Annotated in this window: 17 protein-coding genes, 1 pseudogene and 1 riboswitch; of the genes and pseudogenes, 9 read left to right on the forward strand and 9 right to left on the reverse strand. The window is 70.8% G+C overall.

Going from position 1 to position 15,149, the window contains the following annotated elements; all coding sequences use genetic code 11:
* Positions 1 to 62: 62 nt before the first annotated feature.
* Positions 63 to 647, reverse strand: a complete 585-nt coding sequence (gene phaR, locus AC2W7C_RS04340; protein ID WP_486000340.1) for a polyhydroxyalkanoate synthesis repressor PhaR — start codon at positions 645 to 647, stop codon at positions 63 to 65.
* Positions 648 to 703: 56 nt separating this feature from the next.
* Positions 704 to 1,423, reverse strand: coding sequence for a PAQR family membrane homeostasis protein TrhA (gene trhA / locus AC2W7C_RS04345; protein ID WP_486000341.1), 720 nt, complete (start codon positions 1,421 to 1,423; stop codon positions 704 to 706).
* Between the two features lie 146 nt (positions 1,424 to 1,569).
* Here trhA and AC2W7C_RS04350 point away from each other — a divergent pair.
* Positions 1,570 to 2,746 (forward strand): annotated as a pseudogene (locus tag AC2W7C_RS04350) (acetyl-CoA C-acetyltransferase).
* On the opposite strand, the gene AC2W7C_RS04355 reads toward AC2W7C_RS04350, so the two are convergent.
* Positions 2,743 to 3,564 carry a DUF2461 domain-containing protein gene (locus AC2W7C_RS04355; RefSeq protein ID WP_486000342.1) on the reverse strand — a complete coding sequence of 274 codons (822 nt, stop codon included), beginning with the start codon at positions 3,562 to 3,564 and terminating at the stop codon, positions 2,743 to 2,745. The pseudogene AC2W7C_RS04350 and the gene AC2W7C_RS04355 overlap by 4 nt on opposite strands.
* 273 nt (positions 3,565 to 3,837) lie before the next feature.
* On the opposite strand from AC2W7C_RS04355, the gene AC2W7C_RS04360 reads away from it, so the two are divergent.
* Positions 3,838 to 4,521: a DsbA family oxidoreductase gene (locus AC2W7C_RS04360; protein WP_486000343.1), complete on the forward strand. Its 684-nt coding sequence runs from the start codon at positions 3,838 to 3,840 to the stop codon at positions 4,519 to 4,521.
* A 203-nt stretch (positions 4,522 to 4,724) separates the two neighbouring features.
* Here the strand turns inward: AC2W7C_RS04360 and AC2W7C_RS04365 are convergent, their stop codons facing one another.
* The 3 genes from AC2W7C_RS04365 to thiC form a co-directional block, all read right to left on the reverse strand.
* On the reverse strand, positions 4,725 to 5,138 hold the full coding sequence (locus tag AC2W7C_RS04365) for a hypothetical protein (protein ID WP_486000344.1): 414 nt from the start codon (positions 5,136 to 5,138) through the stop codon (positions 4,725 to 4,727).
* Positions 5,139 to 5,256: 118 nt separating this feature from the next.
* Positions 5,257 to 5,640, reverse strand: coding sequence for a DUF6547 family protein (locus tag AC2W7C_RS04370; protein WP_486000345.1), 384 nt, complete (start codon positions 5,638 to 5,640; stop codon positions 5,257 to 5,259).
* Positions 5,641 to 5,859: 219 nt separating this feature from the next.
* Complete coding sequence (gene thiC, locus AC2W7C_RS04375) at positions 5,860 to 7,806, reverse strand: phosphomethylpyrimidine synthase ThiC (protein ID WP_486000346.1); 1,947 nt, start codon at positions 7,804 to 7,806, stop codon at positions 5,860 to 5,862.
* Positions 7,807 to 7,888: 82 nt separating this feature from the next.
* A riboswitch (TPP riboswitch) is annotated at positions 7,889 to 7,997 on the reverse strand.
* A gap of 152 nt (positions 7,998 to 8,149) precedes the next feature.
* Here thiC and AC2W7C_RS04380 point away from each other — a divergent pair.
* Entirely contained in the window at positions 8,150 to 8,593 is a 444-nt protein-coding gene (locus tag AC2W7C_RS04380) for a GNAT family N-acetyltransferase (protein WP_486000347.1), read from the forward strand.
* A 1-nt stretch (position 8,594) separates the two neighbouring features.
* On the opposite strand, the gene AC2W7C_RS04385 is transcribed toward AC2W7C_RS04380, so the two are convergent.
* Complete coding sequence (locus AC2W7C_RS04385; RefSeq protein ID WP_486000348.1) at positions 8,595 to 9,206, reverse strand: TetR/AcrR family transcriptional regulator; 612 nt, start codon at positions 9,204 to 9,206, stop codon at positions 8,595 to 8,597.
* Between the two features lie 299 nt (positions 9,207 to 9,505).
* Here AC2W7C_RS04385 and cuyA point away from each other — a divergent pair, with 299 nt between their 5' ends.
* The 4 genes from cuyA to AC2W7C_RS04405 all read left to right on the forward strand — a co-directional run bounded on the left by cuyA (position 9,506) and on the right by AC2W7C_RS04405 (position 12,071).
* Entirely contained in the window at positions 9,506 to 10,513 is a 1,008-nt protein-coding gene (gene cuyA / locus AC2W7C_RS04390; RefSeq protein WP_486000349.1) for a D-cysteate sulfo-lyase, read from the forward strand.
* 17 nt (positions 10,514 to 10,530) lie between these two features.
* Positions 10,531 to 10,947 carry an aspartate/glutamate racemase family protein gene (locus tag AC2W7C_RS04395; RefSeq protein WP_486000350.1) on the forward strand — a complete coding sequence of 139 codons (417 nt, stop codon included), beginning with the start codon at positions 10,531 to 10,533 and terminating at the stop codon, positions 10,945 to 10,947.
* The gene (locus tag AC2W7C_RS04400) at positions 10,881 to 11,192 is read left to right on the forward strand and encodes an aspartate/glutamate racemase family protein (RefSeq protein WP_486000356.1); all 312 of its coding nucleotides are present in this window, start codon (positions 10,881 to 10,883) and stop codon (positions 11,190 to 11,192) included. Before AC2W7C_RS04395 ends, AC2W7C_RS04400 begins: the two co-directional genes overlap by 67 nt.
* A 348-nt stretch (positions 11,193 to 11,540) precedes the next feature.
* On the forward strand, positions 11,541 to 12,071 hold the full coding sequence (locus tag AC2W7C_RS04405) for a Rid family hydrolase (RefSeq protein WP_486000351.1): 531 nt from the start codon (positions 11,541 to 11,543) through the stop codon (positions 12,069 to 12,071).
* Between the two features lie 5 nt (positions 12,072 to 12,076).
* Here the strand turns inward: AC2W7C_RS04405 and AC2W7C_RS04410 are convergent, their stop codons facing one another.
* Entirely contained in the window at positions 12,077 to 12,931 is an 855-nt protein-coding gene (locus AC2W7C_RS04410; protein ID WP_486000352.1) for a S41 family peptidase, read from the reverse strand.
* Positions 12,877 to 13,320, reverse strand: coding sequence for a hypothetical protein (locus tag AC2W7C_RS04415; protein ID WP_486000353.1), 444 nt, complete (start codon positions 13,318 to 13,320; stop codon positions 12,877 to 12,879). The genes AC2W7C_RS04410 and AC2W7C_RS04415 overlap by 55 nt, the downstream gene beginning before the upstream one ends.
* Positions 13,321 to 13,457: 137 nt before the next feature.
* On the opposite strand from AC2W7C_RS04415, the gene AC2W7C_RS04420 reads away from it, so the two are divergent.
* Both AC2W7C_RS04420 and AC2W7C_RS04425 read left to right on the forward strand, forming a co-directional pair.
* On the forward strand, positions 13,458 to 14,393 hold the full coding sequence (locus AC2W7C_RS04420) for a nucleoside hydrolase (protein WP_486000354.1): 936 nt from the start codon (positions 13,458 to 13,460) through the stop codon (positions 14,391 to 14,393).
* A 61-nt stretch (positions 14,394 to 14,454) separates the two neighbouring features.
* Positions 14,455 to 15,149 (forward strand): PfkB family carbohydrate kinase (locus AC2W7C_RS04425; RefSeq protein WP_486000355.1); only part of this gene is annotated, 695 nt, incomplete at its 3' end.

Consider the following 15,149-nt stretch of genomic DNA (forward strand, 5'->3'; position numbering starts at 1 on the left):
GACGGTCAGCGGCGCGGGCGGTCCCGGTCGCTCGACCGGCCCGATCGGGCGGACCCCGTCGGTCATCCCTTGGACAGCTTGTCCAGCTGGGCGCGCATCTCGTCCATCTGGCGGCGCATCTCGTCCAGCGGATCGGGCGCGGCCGGGCGCGCCTCGGGCTCGGCGGCGGGTCGTGAAGAGGCGGCCGAGAAGCCGGGCCACATCTTCATCGCCTCGGTGAACAGGGCCATGTTGCGCTTGACCGCCTCGTCCATCAGCCCGGCGCCCGGCGCGGCGCCGAAGGCCTTGGAGAACTGGCCGCGGATCTGCTCCTGCTGGCGGGCGAAGGTGTCCAGCGACATCTCCAGATAGCTGGGCAGGACGCCCTGCATCTGGCCGCCGTAGAAGCCGATCAGCTGGCGCAGGAACTGGACGGGCAGCAGGGCCTCGCCGCGGCTCTCCTCCTCGAAGATGATCTGGGTCAGGATCTGGCGAGTCAGGTCCTCGTTGGTCTTGGCGTCGAAGACCACGAACTCGGCGCCCTCGCGGACCATCCGGGCCAGATCCTCGAGGGTGACGTAGGCGGAGGTCGCCGTGTTGTAGAGACGTCGGTTGGCGTACTTCTTGATGACGACGGTGTCGCCGGGTGCGGACTTCTTGTCGGCCACGCGGGGTCCCCGATCCTGTTGCAACGCGACACTTTCCGCGCTGCGCGTGCGAAAGTCTAGCCGACCCCGACCGCGCCGGGCGCCAGCACCACGCCGACCAGCACGGCGGCCCAGTGGACCGAAGCCCCGGCGACGACGAAGCCGTGCCAGATGGCCCTGCGGAATTTCAGATTGGGGCTGATGAAGACGAAGACGCCGCCGGTGTAGATGAGCCCGCCGATCACCAGCAGGATCAGGGCCGCCGGATGGACCGTCTCGGTCATGGGCTTCAGCGCCAGGACGGCCAGCCAGCCGAAGGCGACGTAGACCGCGCTCCAGAAGGCGTCGGACAGGCGCGGCATGACGATCTTGGCCAGGGCGCCGCCCAGGCCGACGGCCCAGACCAGCAAGGTGAAGCCGATCGCCCAGGCGCCTTCGAACCGCTGGGTCGTGAAGGGCGTGTAGCTGCCGGCGATCATCAGGAAGATGGCCGCCTCGTCCAGCCGGCGCAGCACGGGCCGCGCGGCGCAGGGACGGGTCTGGTTGTAGACGGTCGACGCCGTCAGCATGGCGATCAGGCACAGGGCGTAGATGGCGGTGGCCACCACCGCCCCGACGCCGGAGTAGAGCGCCGCCAGCACCGCCAGCAGGACGCCGCCGACCGCCGCCAGGGTCAGGCCGACGACGTGCACGACCAGGTCGGCCGTCTTCTCGGCCGGGGACAGGTAGTGCTCGATCATGTCCAGCTCGTCGGGAGTGCAGACGCGCCGGGCCAGTCCTTTCAGTCGCATGAGCATGGTCTCTTCAAACCGGACGCCCCTACTTCGTTCCGCAAAGATGGGCCCGCGCCAGTGACCGGGCGGTGAACGGCGCGTAGGGGACGTGACGAAGGCCGCCGCGTGCGGCAGAAACGCCACGATTTTCCTTCCCAAGGGTCAAGCCAATGTCCGTCGACGTCGTCATCGTCTCCGCCGCCCGCACGCCCGTGGGTTCGTTCATGGGCGGGCTCGCCAGCCTGTCGGCCGCGCAGCTGGGCACGGTCGCCATCCGGGCGGCGCTGGAGCGGCGAGGGGTGGGGCCGACGAGGTCGAGAGGTGATCCTGGGCCATGTGCTCCAGGCGGCGGCCGGACAGGGGCCGGCGCGGCAGGCGGCGATGGGCGCCGGCGTCCCCAAGGAGGTTCCGGCCTGGAGCCTGAACCAGATCTGCGGCTCGGGGCCTGCGCGCCGTGGCCGTGGCGCCCAGCAGATCGCCCTGGGCGACGCGGCGATCGTCGTGGCCGGCGGCCAGGAGAGCATGAGCCAGGCCCCGCACGCCCAGCAGCTGCGCGCCGGCCACAAGATGGGCGATCTGGCCTTCGTCGACACCATGATCAAGGACGGCCTGTGGGACGCCTTCAACGGCTACCACATGGGCCAGACCGCCGAGAACATCGCCAGCCGCTTCGACATCGGCCGCGAGGCCCAGGACGCCTTCGCCCTGGCCAGCCAGCACAAGGCCGAGGCGGCCCAGGTCGAGGGGCGCTTCGACGCCGAGATCGCGCCGGTGACGGTCGCCGGTCGCAAGGGCGACACGGTCGTCGACAAGGACGAGCACATCCGTCACGGGGCGACCCTGGAGAGCATGCAGAAGCTGAAGCCCGCCTTCACGAAGGACGGCTCGGTGACGGCGGCCAACGCCTCGGGCCTGAACGACGGCGCCGCGGCCCTGGTGCTGATGAGCGCCGACCAGGCCGAGGCGCGGGGCCTGACGCCGCTGGCCCGGATCGTCTCGTCGGCGACGGCGGGCGTGGACCCGGCGGTGATGGGGACAGGCCCGATCCCGGCGTCCAGGAAGGCGCTGGAGAAGGCGGGTTGGACGGTCGCGGACCTGGACCTGGTGGAATCCAACGAGGCCTTCGCCGCCCAGAGCCTGTGCGTGCTCCGAGAGCTGGGCCTGGACCCGGACAAGGTCAACGTCAACGGCGGGGCCATCGCCATCGGCCACCCCATCGGCGCCTCGGGCGCCCGCATCCTCACCACCCTGCTGCACGAGATGGCCCGGCGGGACGCCAAGCGCGGCCTGGCCACCCTGTGCATCGGCGGGGGCATGGGCGTGGCCATGTGCGTGGAGCGGCCCTAGGCCCTTCGCCCATCCAGCGCCGCCCAGCCGAAGGTCAGCAGGGGCAGGGTCTCGGCGGCGAAGCCGGCGATGACCTCGGGCAGGTCGGGGCCCGCGATCTGGGCGCCGGTCAGGGGGCGGCGGACGAACCACTGGGTGCGCTTCAGGACCGGCTCCAGGCCCGAGCCCGCATGGGCCTCGTAGCCCTTGGGCAGGCGCTTCAGGGCCGCGCCGGGGGCGAGCGTCAGGCCGGCCTTGTCGAGCGTCTTCTGGACCCTTCCCCACGCGGCCGTGTCGCTCACGATGGCCTGGCGGAAGGCCTCGATGTTGGGGCGCTCGGACAGATAGAAGCCCGCGGCCAGGAACGGGCCCTTGCCATGGGCGTCCTCGGCGTCGGCGACGGAGGTCGTCTGGGCCGCCGCTTCCTGGGGCCGGGCCGACGGGTGGGTCGAGGGATCCAGCGGGTCGATGCTGTCGGGATCGAAGCCGCCCCGGCCGGCCGCCCCGCCCTCGGGCTCGATGTGGATGTAGACCAGGCCGGGCGACAGCTTGCCGCCGTCGCGCGTCAGGGTGCCCGAGACGTGGGTCTTGTAGGGCCGCTTGTCCTTGGAGAAGCGGACGTCCCGGTGGATGCGGAAGACGCTGCGCCGAGCCTCGCCGCCCAGGGGCAGCTTGCGGGCGGCGCAGGCCTGGGTGGTCGCCGCGATCAGGGCCTCCAGGGCGGGCTTCAGCCCGTCGTCGTAGGGCGCGCGGTGGGCGGTGAACCAGTCGCGGTCGTTGTTGGCGGCCAGGGCGGAGAGCCAGGCCAGGTCGGAGGGGGCGAAGCCGGAAAAGGTCATGGGGGAGGTGTAGCGCCTTTCGCGAGAGGGAGAAGACGGCGTCGGACCGTCCGCGGCCGGCGTCGCCCTCACCTGGCGGGCCCGCGGCCCGCCTGTCCTCTCCATCGCCTTGGCGGGCGATGGAGAGGTGAACGCGCGGATCACCTCTCCATTCGCCATCAAGCGAATGGAGAGGACAGACCGCGAAGCGGTCAGGTGAGGGCGGCGCTGGCGCATGCCGTCGAAGCTCCCATATGCCACTCCATCTGTTGCCGATCCCGCCCGGAGCCCGCCATGACCGCCCCCGCCCCCCAACCGCTGAAGACCCTGAAGATCGACTATGTCTCCGACGTCGTCTGCCCCTGGTGCGTGGTCGGCCTGGGCGGGCTGGAGACGGCGCTGGACAAGCTGAAGGACGAGGGGATCGCCGCCGACATCGCCTTCCGGCCGTTCGAGCTGAACCCCGGCATGGCCCCCGAGGGCGAGAACATCGTCGAGCACATCGGCAGGAAGTACGGCTCCACCCCCGAGCAGTCGGCCCAGAACCGCGAGATGATCCGCCAGCGCGCCGCCGAGGCCATGCCCGGCTTCGAGATGCGCATGGGCCCCGAGAGCCGGATCTGGAACACTTTCGACGCCCATCGGCTGTTGTTCTGGGCCGAGGAGACGGCGCCCGACCGCCAGGCGGCGCTGAAGAAGGCGCTGTTCAAGGCCCACTTCACCGACGGCGCCAACCTGACCGACGCCGGGGTGCTGTCCACCGCCGCCGAGAGCGCCGGCCTGGACCGGGCCGAGGCCGCCGACGTCCTGGTCTCGGACCGGTACGTCGACGCGGTGCGCGGCGAGGAGGAGCTGTGGCGTTCGCGCGGCATCAACTCGGTCCCCGCGGTGGTGGTCGAGGGCAAATACCTGATCTCGGGCGGCCAGCCGGCGGCGGTGTTCGAAGAGGCGCTGCGCAAGATCGCGGCGGAGGCGTAGGGAAGCGGCGCCCGTTCCCCGTCTTGCGTCATTCCGGGCGAAGCGAAGCGGAACCCCGGAACCCAGCGGCGCCGCACGCCCGCGCAGGCGGGCGGAAGGCTATGTATCCGCGAACCCCGCGCGTGACAGCTTCGCGCTCTCGCGCGCCGCTGGGTCCCGGCCTTCGCCGGGATGACGAAAGACCTGCAACGCGGGCCGCCGCCCTAGCGCCAGGCGGCCCGCTCGTAGTCGGCCAGGGGAAACTGGGGCGCGCTGCAGGACGAGGTGGTCGGAGCGCCGTCGGGCCGGGGGTGGGCGATGACGGCGTAGTCCTGGCCGGGGACGAACTGGACGCCGCAATTTCCGCCCATGTCGGTGGCGTGCAGCACCTCGCGCTCGGCCTGGGCCTCGCCCTTGATCGTGCGGCGGACCTCGAACCGGGTGGTCACCCAGCTTTCCGGATGGTCGTCGCCCATGGCGTGGTTGGCGCGCGAGACGACCCGGCCGGTGAACATGACGTCGGCCTGGGCCAGCTGCTGGGCCGCGCTCTCATACCGCACGCAGCTGCACGCCCAGGCGGCGGTGGCGGCAAGGGCCGAGGCGGCGACGAGGGCGGTGAGGAGGAGGGAGGCGCGCATGGAGGGAGTGGGCGGGGTGTGGCGGGATGATGGCGGGCCGCGTGTCGGGCGGATCGTCGCCTCCGGCCGACGTGGTCGTGGAACGAGACGCTGGATCGCCGAGAAGAGCGGGCGTGGGCTAGTCGCCCGACGGCCAGGGGTCGCCCGCATGCCTGGCGATGAAGTCATAGTGGAAGGAATCCTCCGCGACTTCATCGAACGAGACGTCCTCGGCGCCGAGGTTCAGCCGCTCGGCCGCGACGGACCAGCTCAGGTGAGCGAGGACGTCGTGGACGCCGGCCACGTGCTCATCCTCCAGCATGCGGGCGATGATCTCGCGGTCGTCTCGGCTGAGCGAGAGGAGCAGGGTTTTGCGGGCCTGCTCTTCGTGGGTCAGCGGAAGGTCGCGGGTGTTGGTCCGCTCTGCGTGGCCGTCGGCGCGGATCCGGCGGGCGACCAGATTGTCGCGCGCGCTCTCGGCCAGCTCGTCGATGAAGGCGCGATAGGCTTGGCGGGCTGTCATGGGACCACCTTGTATCGGAACCGGCGAACGTGGAAGCGGCGGCTTCTTCCATTCGTTCGCGAGGCTTGACCTCACCCCTGTCGTCATCCTCGGGCTTGTCCCGAGGACCCATCCCGCCCGCGAATGCGATCCCGGGATGGGTTTGTCGATGGCGTGATCAGTCGAGGTTCGGGCGCGCCTCGCCCATGGGTCCTCGGGACAAGCCCGAGGATGACGGCGTTATGGAACCTTCACCTCGATCTGGCCGCCGCCGGCGCGGAACTTGGCGGACATTTCGGCCATGCCGGTCTCGGCCAGGCTCGCGCCGCTGTCGTTCTGCCCCCGCGCCGCGTCGCGGATGTCCTGGCTGATCTTCATCGAGCAGAACTTCGGTCCGCACATGCTGCAGAAGTGGGCGGTCTTGTGGGCCTCCTTGGGCAGGGTCTCGTCGTGGTATTTGCGGGCCGTCTCGGGGTCGAGGCCGAGGTTGAACTGGTCTTCCCAGCGGAACTCGAAGCGGGCGCGCGACAGGGCGTCGTCGTGGATGCGGGCGGCCGGGTGGCCCTTGGCCAGGTCGGCGGCGTGGGCGGCGATCTTGTAGGTGATGACGCCGTCCTTGACGTCCTGACGGTCGGGCAGGCCCAGATGCTCCTTGGGCGTGACGTAGCAGAGCATGGCCGTGCCGAACCAGCCGATCATGGCCGCGCCGATGGCCGAGGTGATGTGGTCGTAGCCCGGGGCGATGTCGGTGGTCAGCGGCCCGAGGGTGTAGAAGGGCGCCTCGTGGCAGTGCTTCAGCTGCTCGTCCATGTTCTGCTTGATCTTGTGCATCGGCACGTGGCCGGGGCCCTCGATCATGACCTGGCAGCCGTGGTCCCAGGCGATCCTGGTCAGCTCGCCCAGGGTGCGCAGCTCGGCGAACTGGGCCGCGTCGTTGGCGTCGGCGATGGAGCCGGGGCGCAGGCCGTCGCCCAGCGAGAACGACACGTCATAGGCGCGCATGATCTCGCAGATGTCGGCGAAATGCTCGTAGAGGAAGCTCTCCTTGTGGTGCGCCAGGCACCACTTGGCCATGATCGAGCCGCCGCGGGAGACGATGCCGGTGACGCGATTGGCGGTCAGCGGCACGAAGGGCAGGCGGACGCCGGCGTGGATGGTGAAGTAGTCCACGCCCTGCTCGCACTGCTCGATCAGAGTGTCGCGATAGACCTCCCAGGTCAGGTCCTCGGCGACGCCGTTCACCTTCTCCAGCGCCTGGTAGATGGGCACGGTGCCGATGGGGACCGAACTGTTGCGGATGATCCAGTCGCGGATGTTGTGGATGTTGCGGCCGGTCGACAGGTCCATGACGTTGTCGGCGCCCCAACGGGTGGCCCAGACCAGCTTGTCGACCTCGTCGTCGACGGAGCTGAGGACCGCCGAGTTGCCGATGTTGGCGTTGATCTTCACCAGGAAGTTCCGGCCGATGATCATCGGCTCAACCTCGGGGTGGTTGATGTTGTGCGGGATGATGGCGCGGCCGCGGGCGATCTCCTGACGCACGAACTCCGGCGTGACGAAGTCGGGGATCGAGGCGCCGAAGTCCTCGCCGTCGCGGACGCAGGGGGCGGTCTGCTCGCGGCGCAGGTTCTCGCGGATGGCGACGTATTCCATCTCGGGCGTGACGATCCCGGCCCTGGCGTATTCGTACTGGGTGACCGGGCGGCCGGGGACGCCCTTGAAGACCTGGTGGCCGGAGGTGTCGAAGCGGGGAGCCAGGTGCCTGCCGGACGCGTGGCCGTTGTCTTCCGGCTTCACTTCGCGGGGGTCGGCGACGGGGGCGATGTCGCCGCGGTCCAGTTGCCAGGAGGATTTGACCTTGGGCAGGCCCTTCCGGATGTCGATGGTCACGGTCGGGTCGGTGTAGGGGCCGGAGCTGTCGTACATCGTCACCGGCGGCTCGTTGGCCGAGGGGTGGACGGCGACCTCGCGGAACGGGACGCGGATGTCGGGGAAGAGCTCGCCGGCCACATAGACCTTGACGCCGCCGGCGCGCGGGCCGGTGGGGATGCGGCCGTGCTCGGCGGCCACCTGCTTGCGGGCGTCGGCCAGCGGCAGCTCGACGTTGGGCTCATGCTGAGGGGGGCTATCGCTCGCGACGCGGTCGCTCGCTGCTTGAGCCCCTTCGGCGGTGACGTGGATGTTCATGGCGGCCTCAACGGTTTTGAGGTCCGCCGACGTCGGCGATGCGTCCCCGCTTTCGCGGGGATGACAAGCCCGGCCGCTTCCGCGATCGGACATGGTCTCATCCCTTCGCCGGCATGACCCGGATCAGGTTCGACGGGTCAGGGGACCACCCCTATCTCAGCCGCTGATTTGCGGCCCCCCGGAGAACGGCCGGACCCTGCGCCCGGTGGCGGAGAGGGTCAACCCCTCGTCCGCCGTCATTCCGGGACGCTCGAAGAGCGGACCCGGAACCCAGGAGGATGGCTGCGGTCCTAGGTTCCGGGTTCTTCGCTGCGCGAAGCCCCGGAATGACGATGATGAGAACATGGACCTCGCCCGACCCTATGCGCCCGCCGACCGCGAGGCCTGCCTGAGGCTGTTCGACACGAACGTGCCGCGCTTCTTCGCCGCGTCGGAGCGGGCGGACTTCGAGGCCTTTCTGGCGACGTACGACGGGCCCTATCAGGTGATCGAGCGGGACGGACGGATCGTCGCGTGCGGCGGGCATGCGCCGCTGGAGGACGGGCGGTCGGCGGGGCTGTGCTGGGGCGTGGTGGACGCCGGGCTGCACGGCCAGGGCGTCGGCACGGCCCTGACCGAGGCGCGGCTGAGGGCGATCCGGGCGGATCCGGCGATGGAGGCGGTGTGGCTGGACACCGGACCCCGGACCACGGGCTTCTATGCGCGGTTCGGCTTCGTGGTGGAGGCGCACGTGCCGGACGGCTATGCGCCGGGCTACGACCGCTACGACATGGTGCTGAGGCTGTAGCCTAGTCCGGGAAGGCGGCGAGCAGGCGGTCCAGGGCGGCTTCGATGCGGGCCCAGCCGGCGTCGTCGAGCGCGACGCCTCCTACGCCGGGACGGGACCCGGCCGACAGGGCCAGATGCTGGACGGCGGCCAGCAGCACCGCGTTGAGAGCGGCGGGATCACCCTCGGGCGGGACGCGCAGGCGCGGACGTCGCTCGCGCATCCAGGCCTGGAGCAGGGCCGAGCGCTGGTCCTCGATACGGTTCAGCAGAGGCGAGGACTCTACCAGGGCCCAGGCCATCAGGCGCAGGGTCAGGGGATTGGCGCGCAGCGCGGCGACCCAGGCCGACAGGCTGATCCGGGCGAAGGCCCGCAAGCTGTCGGCGTCGCCGGCGGGGACGGCGTCCAGCGTGCGGACCAGGCCGGCGTGGGTGCGGCCGGCGATACGCTCCACCACCCCGTCGGCGCCGTCGAAATAGCGATAGACCAGCTTGCGGTCGCAGCCGGCCTCGGCGGCCAGGGTCTGGACGTTCAGGCCGGGAAAGCCGTCGCGCAGCAGGATGCGCTCGCCCGCCTCGACGATGAGGCGTTCGGTGGCGGAGCGGTCGCGCAGGCGTATCGGCGATTCGGCCATGCGGGCAGGATCACGCCGGTCGGCTGAGTCGGGCAAGTGATGGATGGCGGATAGAGGTGCGGCCCGGTCTGCGTCGGGGGGCGTGGCAGAGACCGGGCCGCTGAAGGACTCTGTCGAGCGCGCATCGCCGCAAGGTCCGATCGATAAACTGCGTTCGCCGGGTTCGGTTCCGTACATTCACGCAGTCGGTCCGATTTCCTGAAACGCGCCCGGATCCACGGCGCGGAAGGTCGCCCAGCCGCCTCTCGCATTTCCCCCGGGCGAGGCTAGAACGGAGCGGTCAGACCCGGAGCCGCCAGATGCACCTCGCCCGCTTCCCCCGCGTCCGCCTGGCGCATCTGCCGACCCCGCTGGAGCCCCTGCCGCGACTGTCCGAGGCGCTGGGCGTGGAGCTGTGGATCAAGCGCGACGACTGCACCGGCCTGGCGGGCGGGGGCAACAAGACGCGCAAGCTGGAGTTCCTGCTGGGCGAGGCGTTCGAAGAGGGCGCGGATACGCTGGTGACGCAAGGGGCGGTGCAGTCCAACCACGTGCGGCAAACGGCGGCGGCGGCGGCCGCGCACGGCCTGGCCTGCGAGATCATCCTGGAAGAGCGGACGGGGTCGACGGCGACGGACTACCTCGGCAATGGCAACGTCCTGCTGGACAAGCTGTTCGGGGCAAGGATCCGCACCGTGCCGGGCGGGACCGACATGGCCGCCGAACTGGAGAAGAGCGCGGCCGAGGTGCGGGCGCGGGGCGGCAGGCCCTACGTCATTCCCGGCGGCGGCTCGAACGCGACGGGCGCGCTGGGCTATGCCGACTGCGCGCGCGAGATCGTGGTCGGGGCCGACGAGTTGGACCTGAGGATCGACCGGATCGTGACGGCGACGGGCAGCGCCGGCACCCACGCGGGCCTGGTGGCGGGGCTGGCGGTGATGGGCGCGGACATTCCGGTGCTGGGGATCGGGGTCAGGGCGCCGAAGGCCAAGCAGGAGGAGACCGTGCTGAAGCTGGCCCGGGAGACCGCGGCCCTGCTGGGCCGGCCCGATGCGGTGACGGCGGAGAGGGTGGTCGCGGACTGCGACTACGTCGGGGCGGGCTACGGCCTGGTCGACGCGGCGGTGGTCGAGGCGCTGAAGCTGGCGGCGCGGACCGACGGGATCGTGCTGGACCCGGTCTACACCGGCAAGGCGATGAAGGGGCTGATCGCTCTGGCCAAGTCGGGGCGGTTCGAGGGCGAGACGGTGGTCTTCCTGCACACCGGCGGGGCGCAGGGGCTGTTCGGGTACGAGAGCGAGATCGGGTCCCCGCTTTCGCGGGCATGACAAGGAACGGCGATCAGATGACCAAGATTCTCGGCGTGCTGGGCGGCATGGGCCCCGTCGCGACCACGGCCTTCATGGCGCGGGTGCAGGCGCTGACGCCGGCGAAGGCCGATGAGGACCACATCCGCATGCTGGTGGACCTGAACCCGCAGGTTCCGAACCGGCACCTGGACGGAGAGGCGGCCGGGCGGACGCTGGGCGAGATGGCGGCGCGACTGAGGGACATGGGGGCCCAGGTGCTGGCCATGCCGTGCAACACGGCCCATGCCCACGTCGGGACGATCCGAGCCGCGGGCCTGCCCTTCATCGACATGATCGAGGCGACGGCGGACGAGGCGCCAAGGGCGGAGCGCGGCGGATCGGCGTCCTGGCGACGCCTGGCGGCGAGGCGCTTTACGTCAAGGCTCTGGCGGCGCGGGGGCTGGAGCCGGTGACGCTGCAAGGCGCGGACCGGCGGGCGTTCATGGACGCGGTGTTCGCGGTGAAGGCCAGCGACGCGGGCGAGGCGCCGCGCACGGAGATGCGGCGGCTGGCGGCGGCCCTGGTCGACGCGGGAGCGCAGGCCGTGATCGCCGGATGCACAGAGGTTCCGTTGCTGATCGGCGCCGCGGACGTGACGGTTCCGCTGACGGATTCGGCCGAGGTGCTGGCCGCGGCATGCGTCGAGGCGTGCCTCTGATCGAGGCTGGAACGTTCGCGCTATGATCGCTTTCCGACATAGGAACGGGCGACAGGCGCGACCGTTGAGATCGCATGGCCCAGTACCAGCTCAGATACCTGGCCCGAGCAGGCGTCATCGAGACTATTGAAGCTCATGACCCTGACGAAGCCGAGGACCTGGCTCGCCTGCGCCTGCTGTTCCGCGAGCCCGGCTTCACGATCGCGATCGTTTCCGACGGCCGGGAGCTGCGCCGGGTGATCCAGAGGCCGAGGGCCGATCTGGGTCGCCCCCCGGGGCTGATCAAGGCTTCAGTTGAACGGCGGCGCAGGACGGGCGACGAAGGCGGATCAGCCCGGAGCCGATTCCATGCGCATTCATCTGGCCGCCGCCGCCATGGTCCTGTTCCTGACCGCGCCCTCGTTCGCCAATGCGCAATCCATCGATTATCCGCGCCGCCTGTCCACGCCCGGCGGGGAGGTGATCATCCCGGGGCCGGGCGGCCAGCGCGCGCATGACGAGGTCGGCTATGCGCCGGCGCGTCGGGCCGGAGATACGCTCTATGTCTCGGGCGCGATCATCGGACGGGCGCCGGGCGAGGGGAATGACCTGGCCGCGTTCGAGACCCAGACGCGGCGGACGCTGACCTATCTGAACCGGACGCTGGAGGCGGCGGGCGCGACCTTCGACGATGTGGCTCTGATCAACAGCTTCCACGTCTGGGAGGGGCCGGACTTCGCCGGGACCAAGGACCAGCAGATCGAGGTCATCGCCCGGGTGTGGCGCGAGTTCTCGGACGGGCCGCGACCGGCCTGGACGGCGGTGGGGACCACCGGTCTGCTGGGCCAGGGCGGGATCGTGGAGATCCAACTGACGGCGCACTCGCCCGCGGCGGACTGAACTGGTCAGGGGGCGGACGCGGCTTCCAGAAGCGCGCGGGCGGTCTCGTCGATCATGGGGTCGCGGCCGGCGATGAGGTCCTCGTAGGACGGCTTGATCTCGAGGTCGGGCGTCACGCCGACCTTCTCCAGGACTGCTCCGGACGCCGTCAGAAACTCGGTGAAGCCGACATCCAGGACCCCGCCGTCCGGCAGTTCGGTTCCCACGGCGCCGACGACGACGCCGGCCGAGGTCTGGCCGGAGACGAGGCCGCGCCGGTGATCGCGGACGGCGGCGGCGAACACCTCGGCCGCGCTGGCGGAATCGTTGCTGACGACGACGGCGAGCGGTCCGGTCCACGCGTTCCGGGACGCCCGGGTATGGCGGGGCACTCGTTGCAGGACGCCGAAGCTGTACCGGGCGAAGAGAACCTTTCGGGGAAAGAAGCCGCCCAGGATGCGCGCGGTCGCGGCGGCCGTGCCGCCGTTGTTCATTCGAATGTCGACGAGGACGGCCCGGGGCGGATCGGCGCGCGCCTCGGTCAACCGGGCCTCCAGCCAGTCGGCGGTCTCCTGGTCGAACCGGAAGAAGCGCAGCATCAGGACGCCGTCGGGACGCCGTTCGGCCGTGCCGATTTCCCTGGGCATGCGCCGGAACTCGAGGTTCCTGATCTGGAGCCGTCCGTCGCGGTCCATGAAATGAAGGATATCCGGCCGGCCGGCGGGCGCGGCTCGTCCGATATTCCAGGGTTCGCCGTTGAAGGAAATGATCCGCCAGCCCGGCAGCACGCCGGCCTCGGACGCGGGACTGTCCGGCCGCACCCGCATCACGATGAAGACGCGTTCTCCCGTCTCTTCGGACGAGCCATCGATGACCCGCATGCCGAAGTCGGGCGCGCCTCCTGGAGGTTGACCCGGCGGTCCCGGAACGAAGTGGGGCTGATGGCGACGGTGTGCCGGTCGTCCAGCACCGCGAGGGTGGCGTTGAGCGCGAGGTAGAAGCTCGCCTCGTCCGGCTTGGCGATCGCCTCGGCGCGGCGGGCGGCGGCCTCGGCGGCGAAATCCACTCCGTTGAACCGGCGATCGTAGAATCGGCGGGTCACGGTCCGGATGGCGGCGTCGTAGACGCGAGCGTTCAGCGCGGCGCGTTCCGGGGAGCCGTCCTGGACGGAGACGATCTCGGGGATGCGCCGGGACTCGGGATCCACGATGGACTGGCAGCCGAAGGCGCACAGCAGCGCCAGGGCCAACAGCGCCCGCTTCGCAAACATCAACTCGCCCGCCCCATGCGCCCCGCCCCGGAACGGCGATCTTCACCAGCTTTCCCGACGGTCCGCAACGGGCCGTCAGGAACCGAAGGTCGGCCCGCAGGCTTGCCCTGGCGCGCGCGCCGCTGCACACCCGCAGAGTGACGAAGCCATCCCTGATCATCGACTGCGACCCCGGCGTGGACGACGCCGTGGCGCTGATGCTGGCCTTCGGGGCCGGAGCCCTCGACCTGCTGGCCGTGACTGCGGTGGGGGGCAACGTGCCGGTCGAGAAGACGGCGCGGAACGCGCGGATGCTGCGCCAGATCGGCGGGCGCGGCGACGTGCCGGTGTTCATGGGCGCGGACAGGCCGTTGCGTCGGACGCTGGGGACGGCGGCGGAGTTCCATGGGCCGGAGGGGACGGGCGACATGGCGCCGTTCGAACCCGATCTTCCGTGCGCCGACGGTCATGCGGCGGATGCGATCGTCGATCTGGTGAACGGGCGGCCGCCGAAGAGCGTCGCCCTGGCGGTGTTAGGGCCGCTGACCAACCTGGCGCTGGCGCTGAGGAAGGACCCGGGGCTGGCGGATCGGCTGGGACCGGTGGCGGTGATGGGCGGGGCGCGGTCCGAGGGCGGCAACATCACGGCTTCGGCCGAGTTCAACATCTGGGCCGATCCCGATGCGGCGGCCGAGGTGCTGGAGAGCGGCTGCGACGTCGTGCTGTTCGGGCTGGACGCGACCCATCAGGTGCGGGCGACCGAGGGAAGGATCGCGGCGCTCGAGGCGCTGGGAACGCCGATGGGCGACGCGGCGGCGGCGATGATGCGCTTCTCTCAGCGGATCGAGCGCGAAATCGTGGGCTGGGACGCGCCGCCGGTGCACGACCCCTGTCCGGTGGCCTGGTTGCTGAAGCCGGAGCTGTTCGAACTGAAACCGTGCCGGATCCGGGTGGAGACCGAAAGCGAGATCACCCGCGGGCACACGGCGGTGGAGTTCCGTGAGGCCGTGGCCGGCGAGCCGCTGCGGCATCGCTGGGCGGTGAAGGCGGACGCGGACGGGGTGTTCGCGCTGATCGAGGAAGCCTGTTCGTGATCGCGGTTGCCCCCTCCGCCGCTTCGTGGTCCCCCTCCCCCAAGAGGGAGAGGAGAAGAAGATGAGGATCACCGTCGTCGGTTCGATCAACCTGGACCTCGTGGCCAGCGCGCCCAGCCTGCCGCGGGCGGGGCAGACGGTGACGGGCGCGACCCTGGCGCGGCGACCCGGGCGGCAAGGGCGCCACCAGGCGCTGGCGGCGCAGAGGCTGGGCGCCGAGGTGAGTCTGATCGGCCGGGTGGGCCGCGACGCCATGGCCGAGGAGGCGATGGCGCTGCTGCTGGCCGACGACGTGGACATCGGCGGCGTGATCGCCGACGGGGAAGCGCCGACGGGCGTGGCGCTGATCGCGGTCGATCCCGAGGGCGAGAACCAGATCGTGGTCGCCGCCGGGGCCAATCACCGGGCGTTTCCGGAACAGCTGCCGCAGCGCATAGAGACGCCGCTGGTGCTCCAGCTGGAGCTGCCGATCGAGACGGTGGAGGCGGCGGTCGGGCGGGCGACGGACTTCGTCTGCGTGAACCTGGCGCCGGCCCAGCCGGTGTCCGACCAACTGCTGCGGCGCGCCGATCTGCTGGTCGTCAACGAGACGGAGGCGGCCTTCTACGGCGACCTGCTGCATCACGGCGGCGGGCGGGTGGTGGTGACGCAAGGGGCCAAGGGGGCGGTGATGTTCCAGCGCGGCGTCGAGGTGGCGCGCGCGGCGCCGCCCAGGGTGCGGGGCGGTCGACGCCACGGGGCGCCGGGGGACTGTTT

The sequence above is a fragment of the Brevundimonas sp. CURTG3B2_SDJG genome, from assembly GCF_057364705.1.

What these genes read in the sequence shown, in the direction of transcription:
- trhA (WP_486000341.1), bottom strand. Translation starts at nt 1,423, where the DNA reads ATGCTCATGCGACTGAAAGGACTGGCCCGGCGCGTCTGCACTCCCGAC.
- AC2W7C_RS04355 (WP_486000342.1), bottom strand. Translation starts at nt 3,564, where the DNA reads ATGACCTTTTCCGGCTTCGCCCCCTCCGACCTGGCCTGGCTCTCCGCC.
- AC2W7C_RS04360 (WP_486000343.1), top strand. Translation starts at nt 3,838, where the DNA reads ATGACCGCCCCCGCCCCCCAACCGCTGAAGACCCTGAAGATCGACTAT.
- AC2W7C_RS04365 (WP_486000344.1), bottom strand. Translation starts at nt 5,138, where the DNA reads ATGCGCGCCTCCCTCCTCCTCACCGCCCTCGTCGCCGCCTCGGCCCTT.
- AC2W7C_RS04370 (WP_486000345.1), bottom strand. Translation starts at nt 5,640, where the DNA reads ATGACAGCCCGCCAAGCCTATCGCGCCTTCATCGACGAGCTGGCCGAG.
- thiC (WP_486000346.1), bottom strand. Translation starts at nt 7,806, where the DNA reads ATGAACATCCACGTCACCGCCGAAGGGGCTCAAGCAGCGAGCGACCGC.
- AC2W7C_RS04380 (WP_486000347.1), top strand. Translation starts at nt 8,150, where the DNA reads ATGGACCTCGCCCGACCCTATGCGCCCGCCGACCGCGAGGCCTGCCTG.
- AC2W7C_RS04385 (WP_486000348.1), bottom strand. Translation starts at nt 9,206, where the DNA reads ATGGCCGAATCGCCGATACGCCTGCGCGACCGCTCCGCCACCGAACGC.
- cuyA (WP_486000349.1), top strand. Translation starts at nt 9,506, where the DNA reads ATGCACCTCGCCCGCTTCCCCCGCGTCCGCCTGGCGCATCTGCCGACC.
- AC2W7C_RS04395 (WP_486000350.1), top strand. Translation starts at nt 10,531, where the DNA reads ATGACCAAGATTCTCGGCGTGCTGGGCGGCATGGGCCCCGTCGCGACC.
- AC2W7C_RS04405 (WP_486000351.1), top strand. Translation starts at nt 11,541, where the DNA reads ATGCGCATTCATCTGGCCGCCGCCGCCATGGTCCTGTTCCTGACCGCG.
- AC2W7C_RS04410 (WP_486000352.1), bottom strand. Translation starts at nt 12,931, where the DNA reads ATGCGGGTCATCGATGGCTCGTCCGAAGAGACGGGAGAACGCGTCTTC.
- AC2W7C_RS04415 (WP_486000353.1), bottom strand. Translation starts at nt 13,320, where the DNA reads ATGTTTGCGAAGCGGGCGCTGTTGGCCCTGGCGCTGCTGTGCGCCTTC.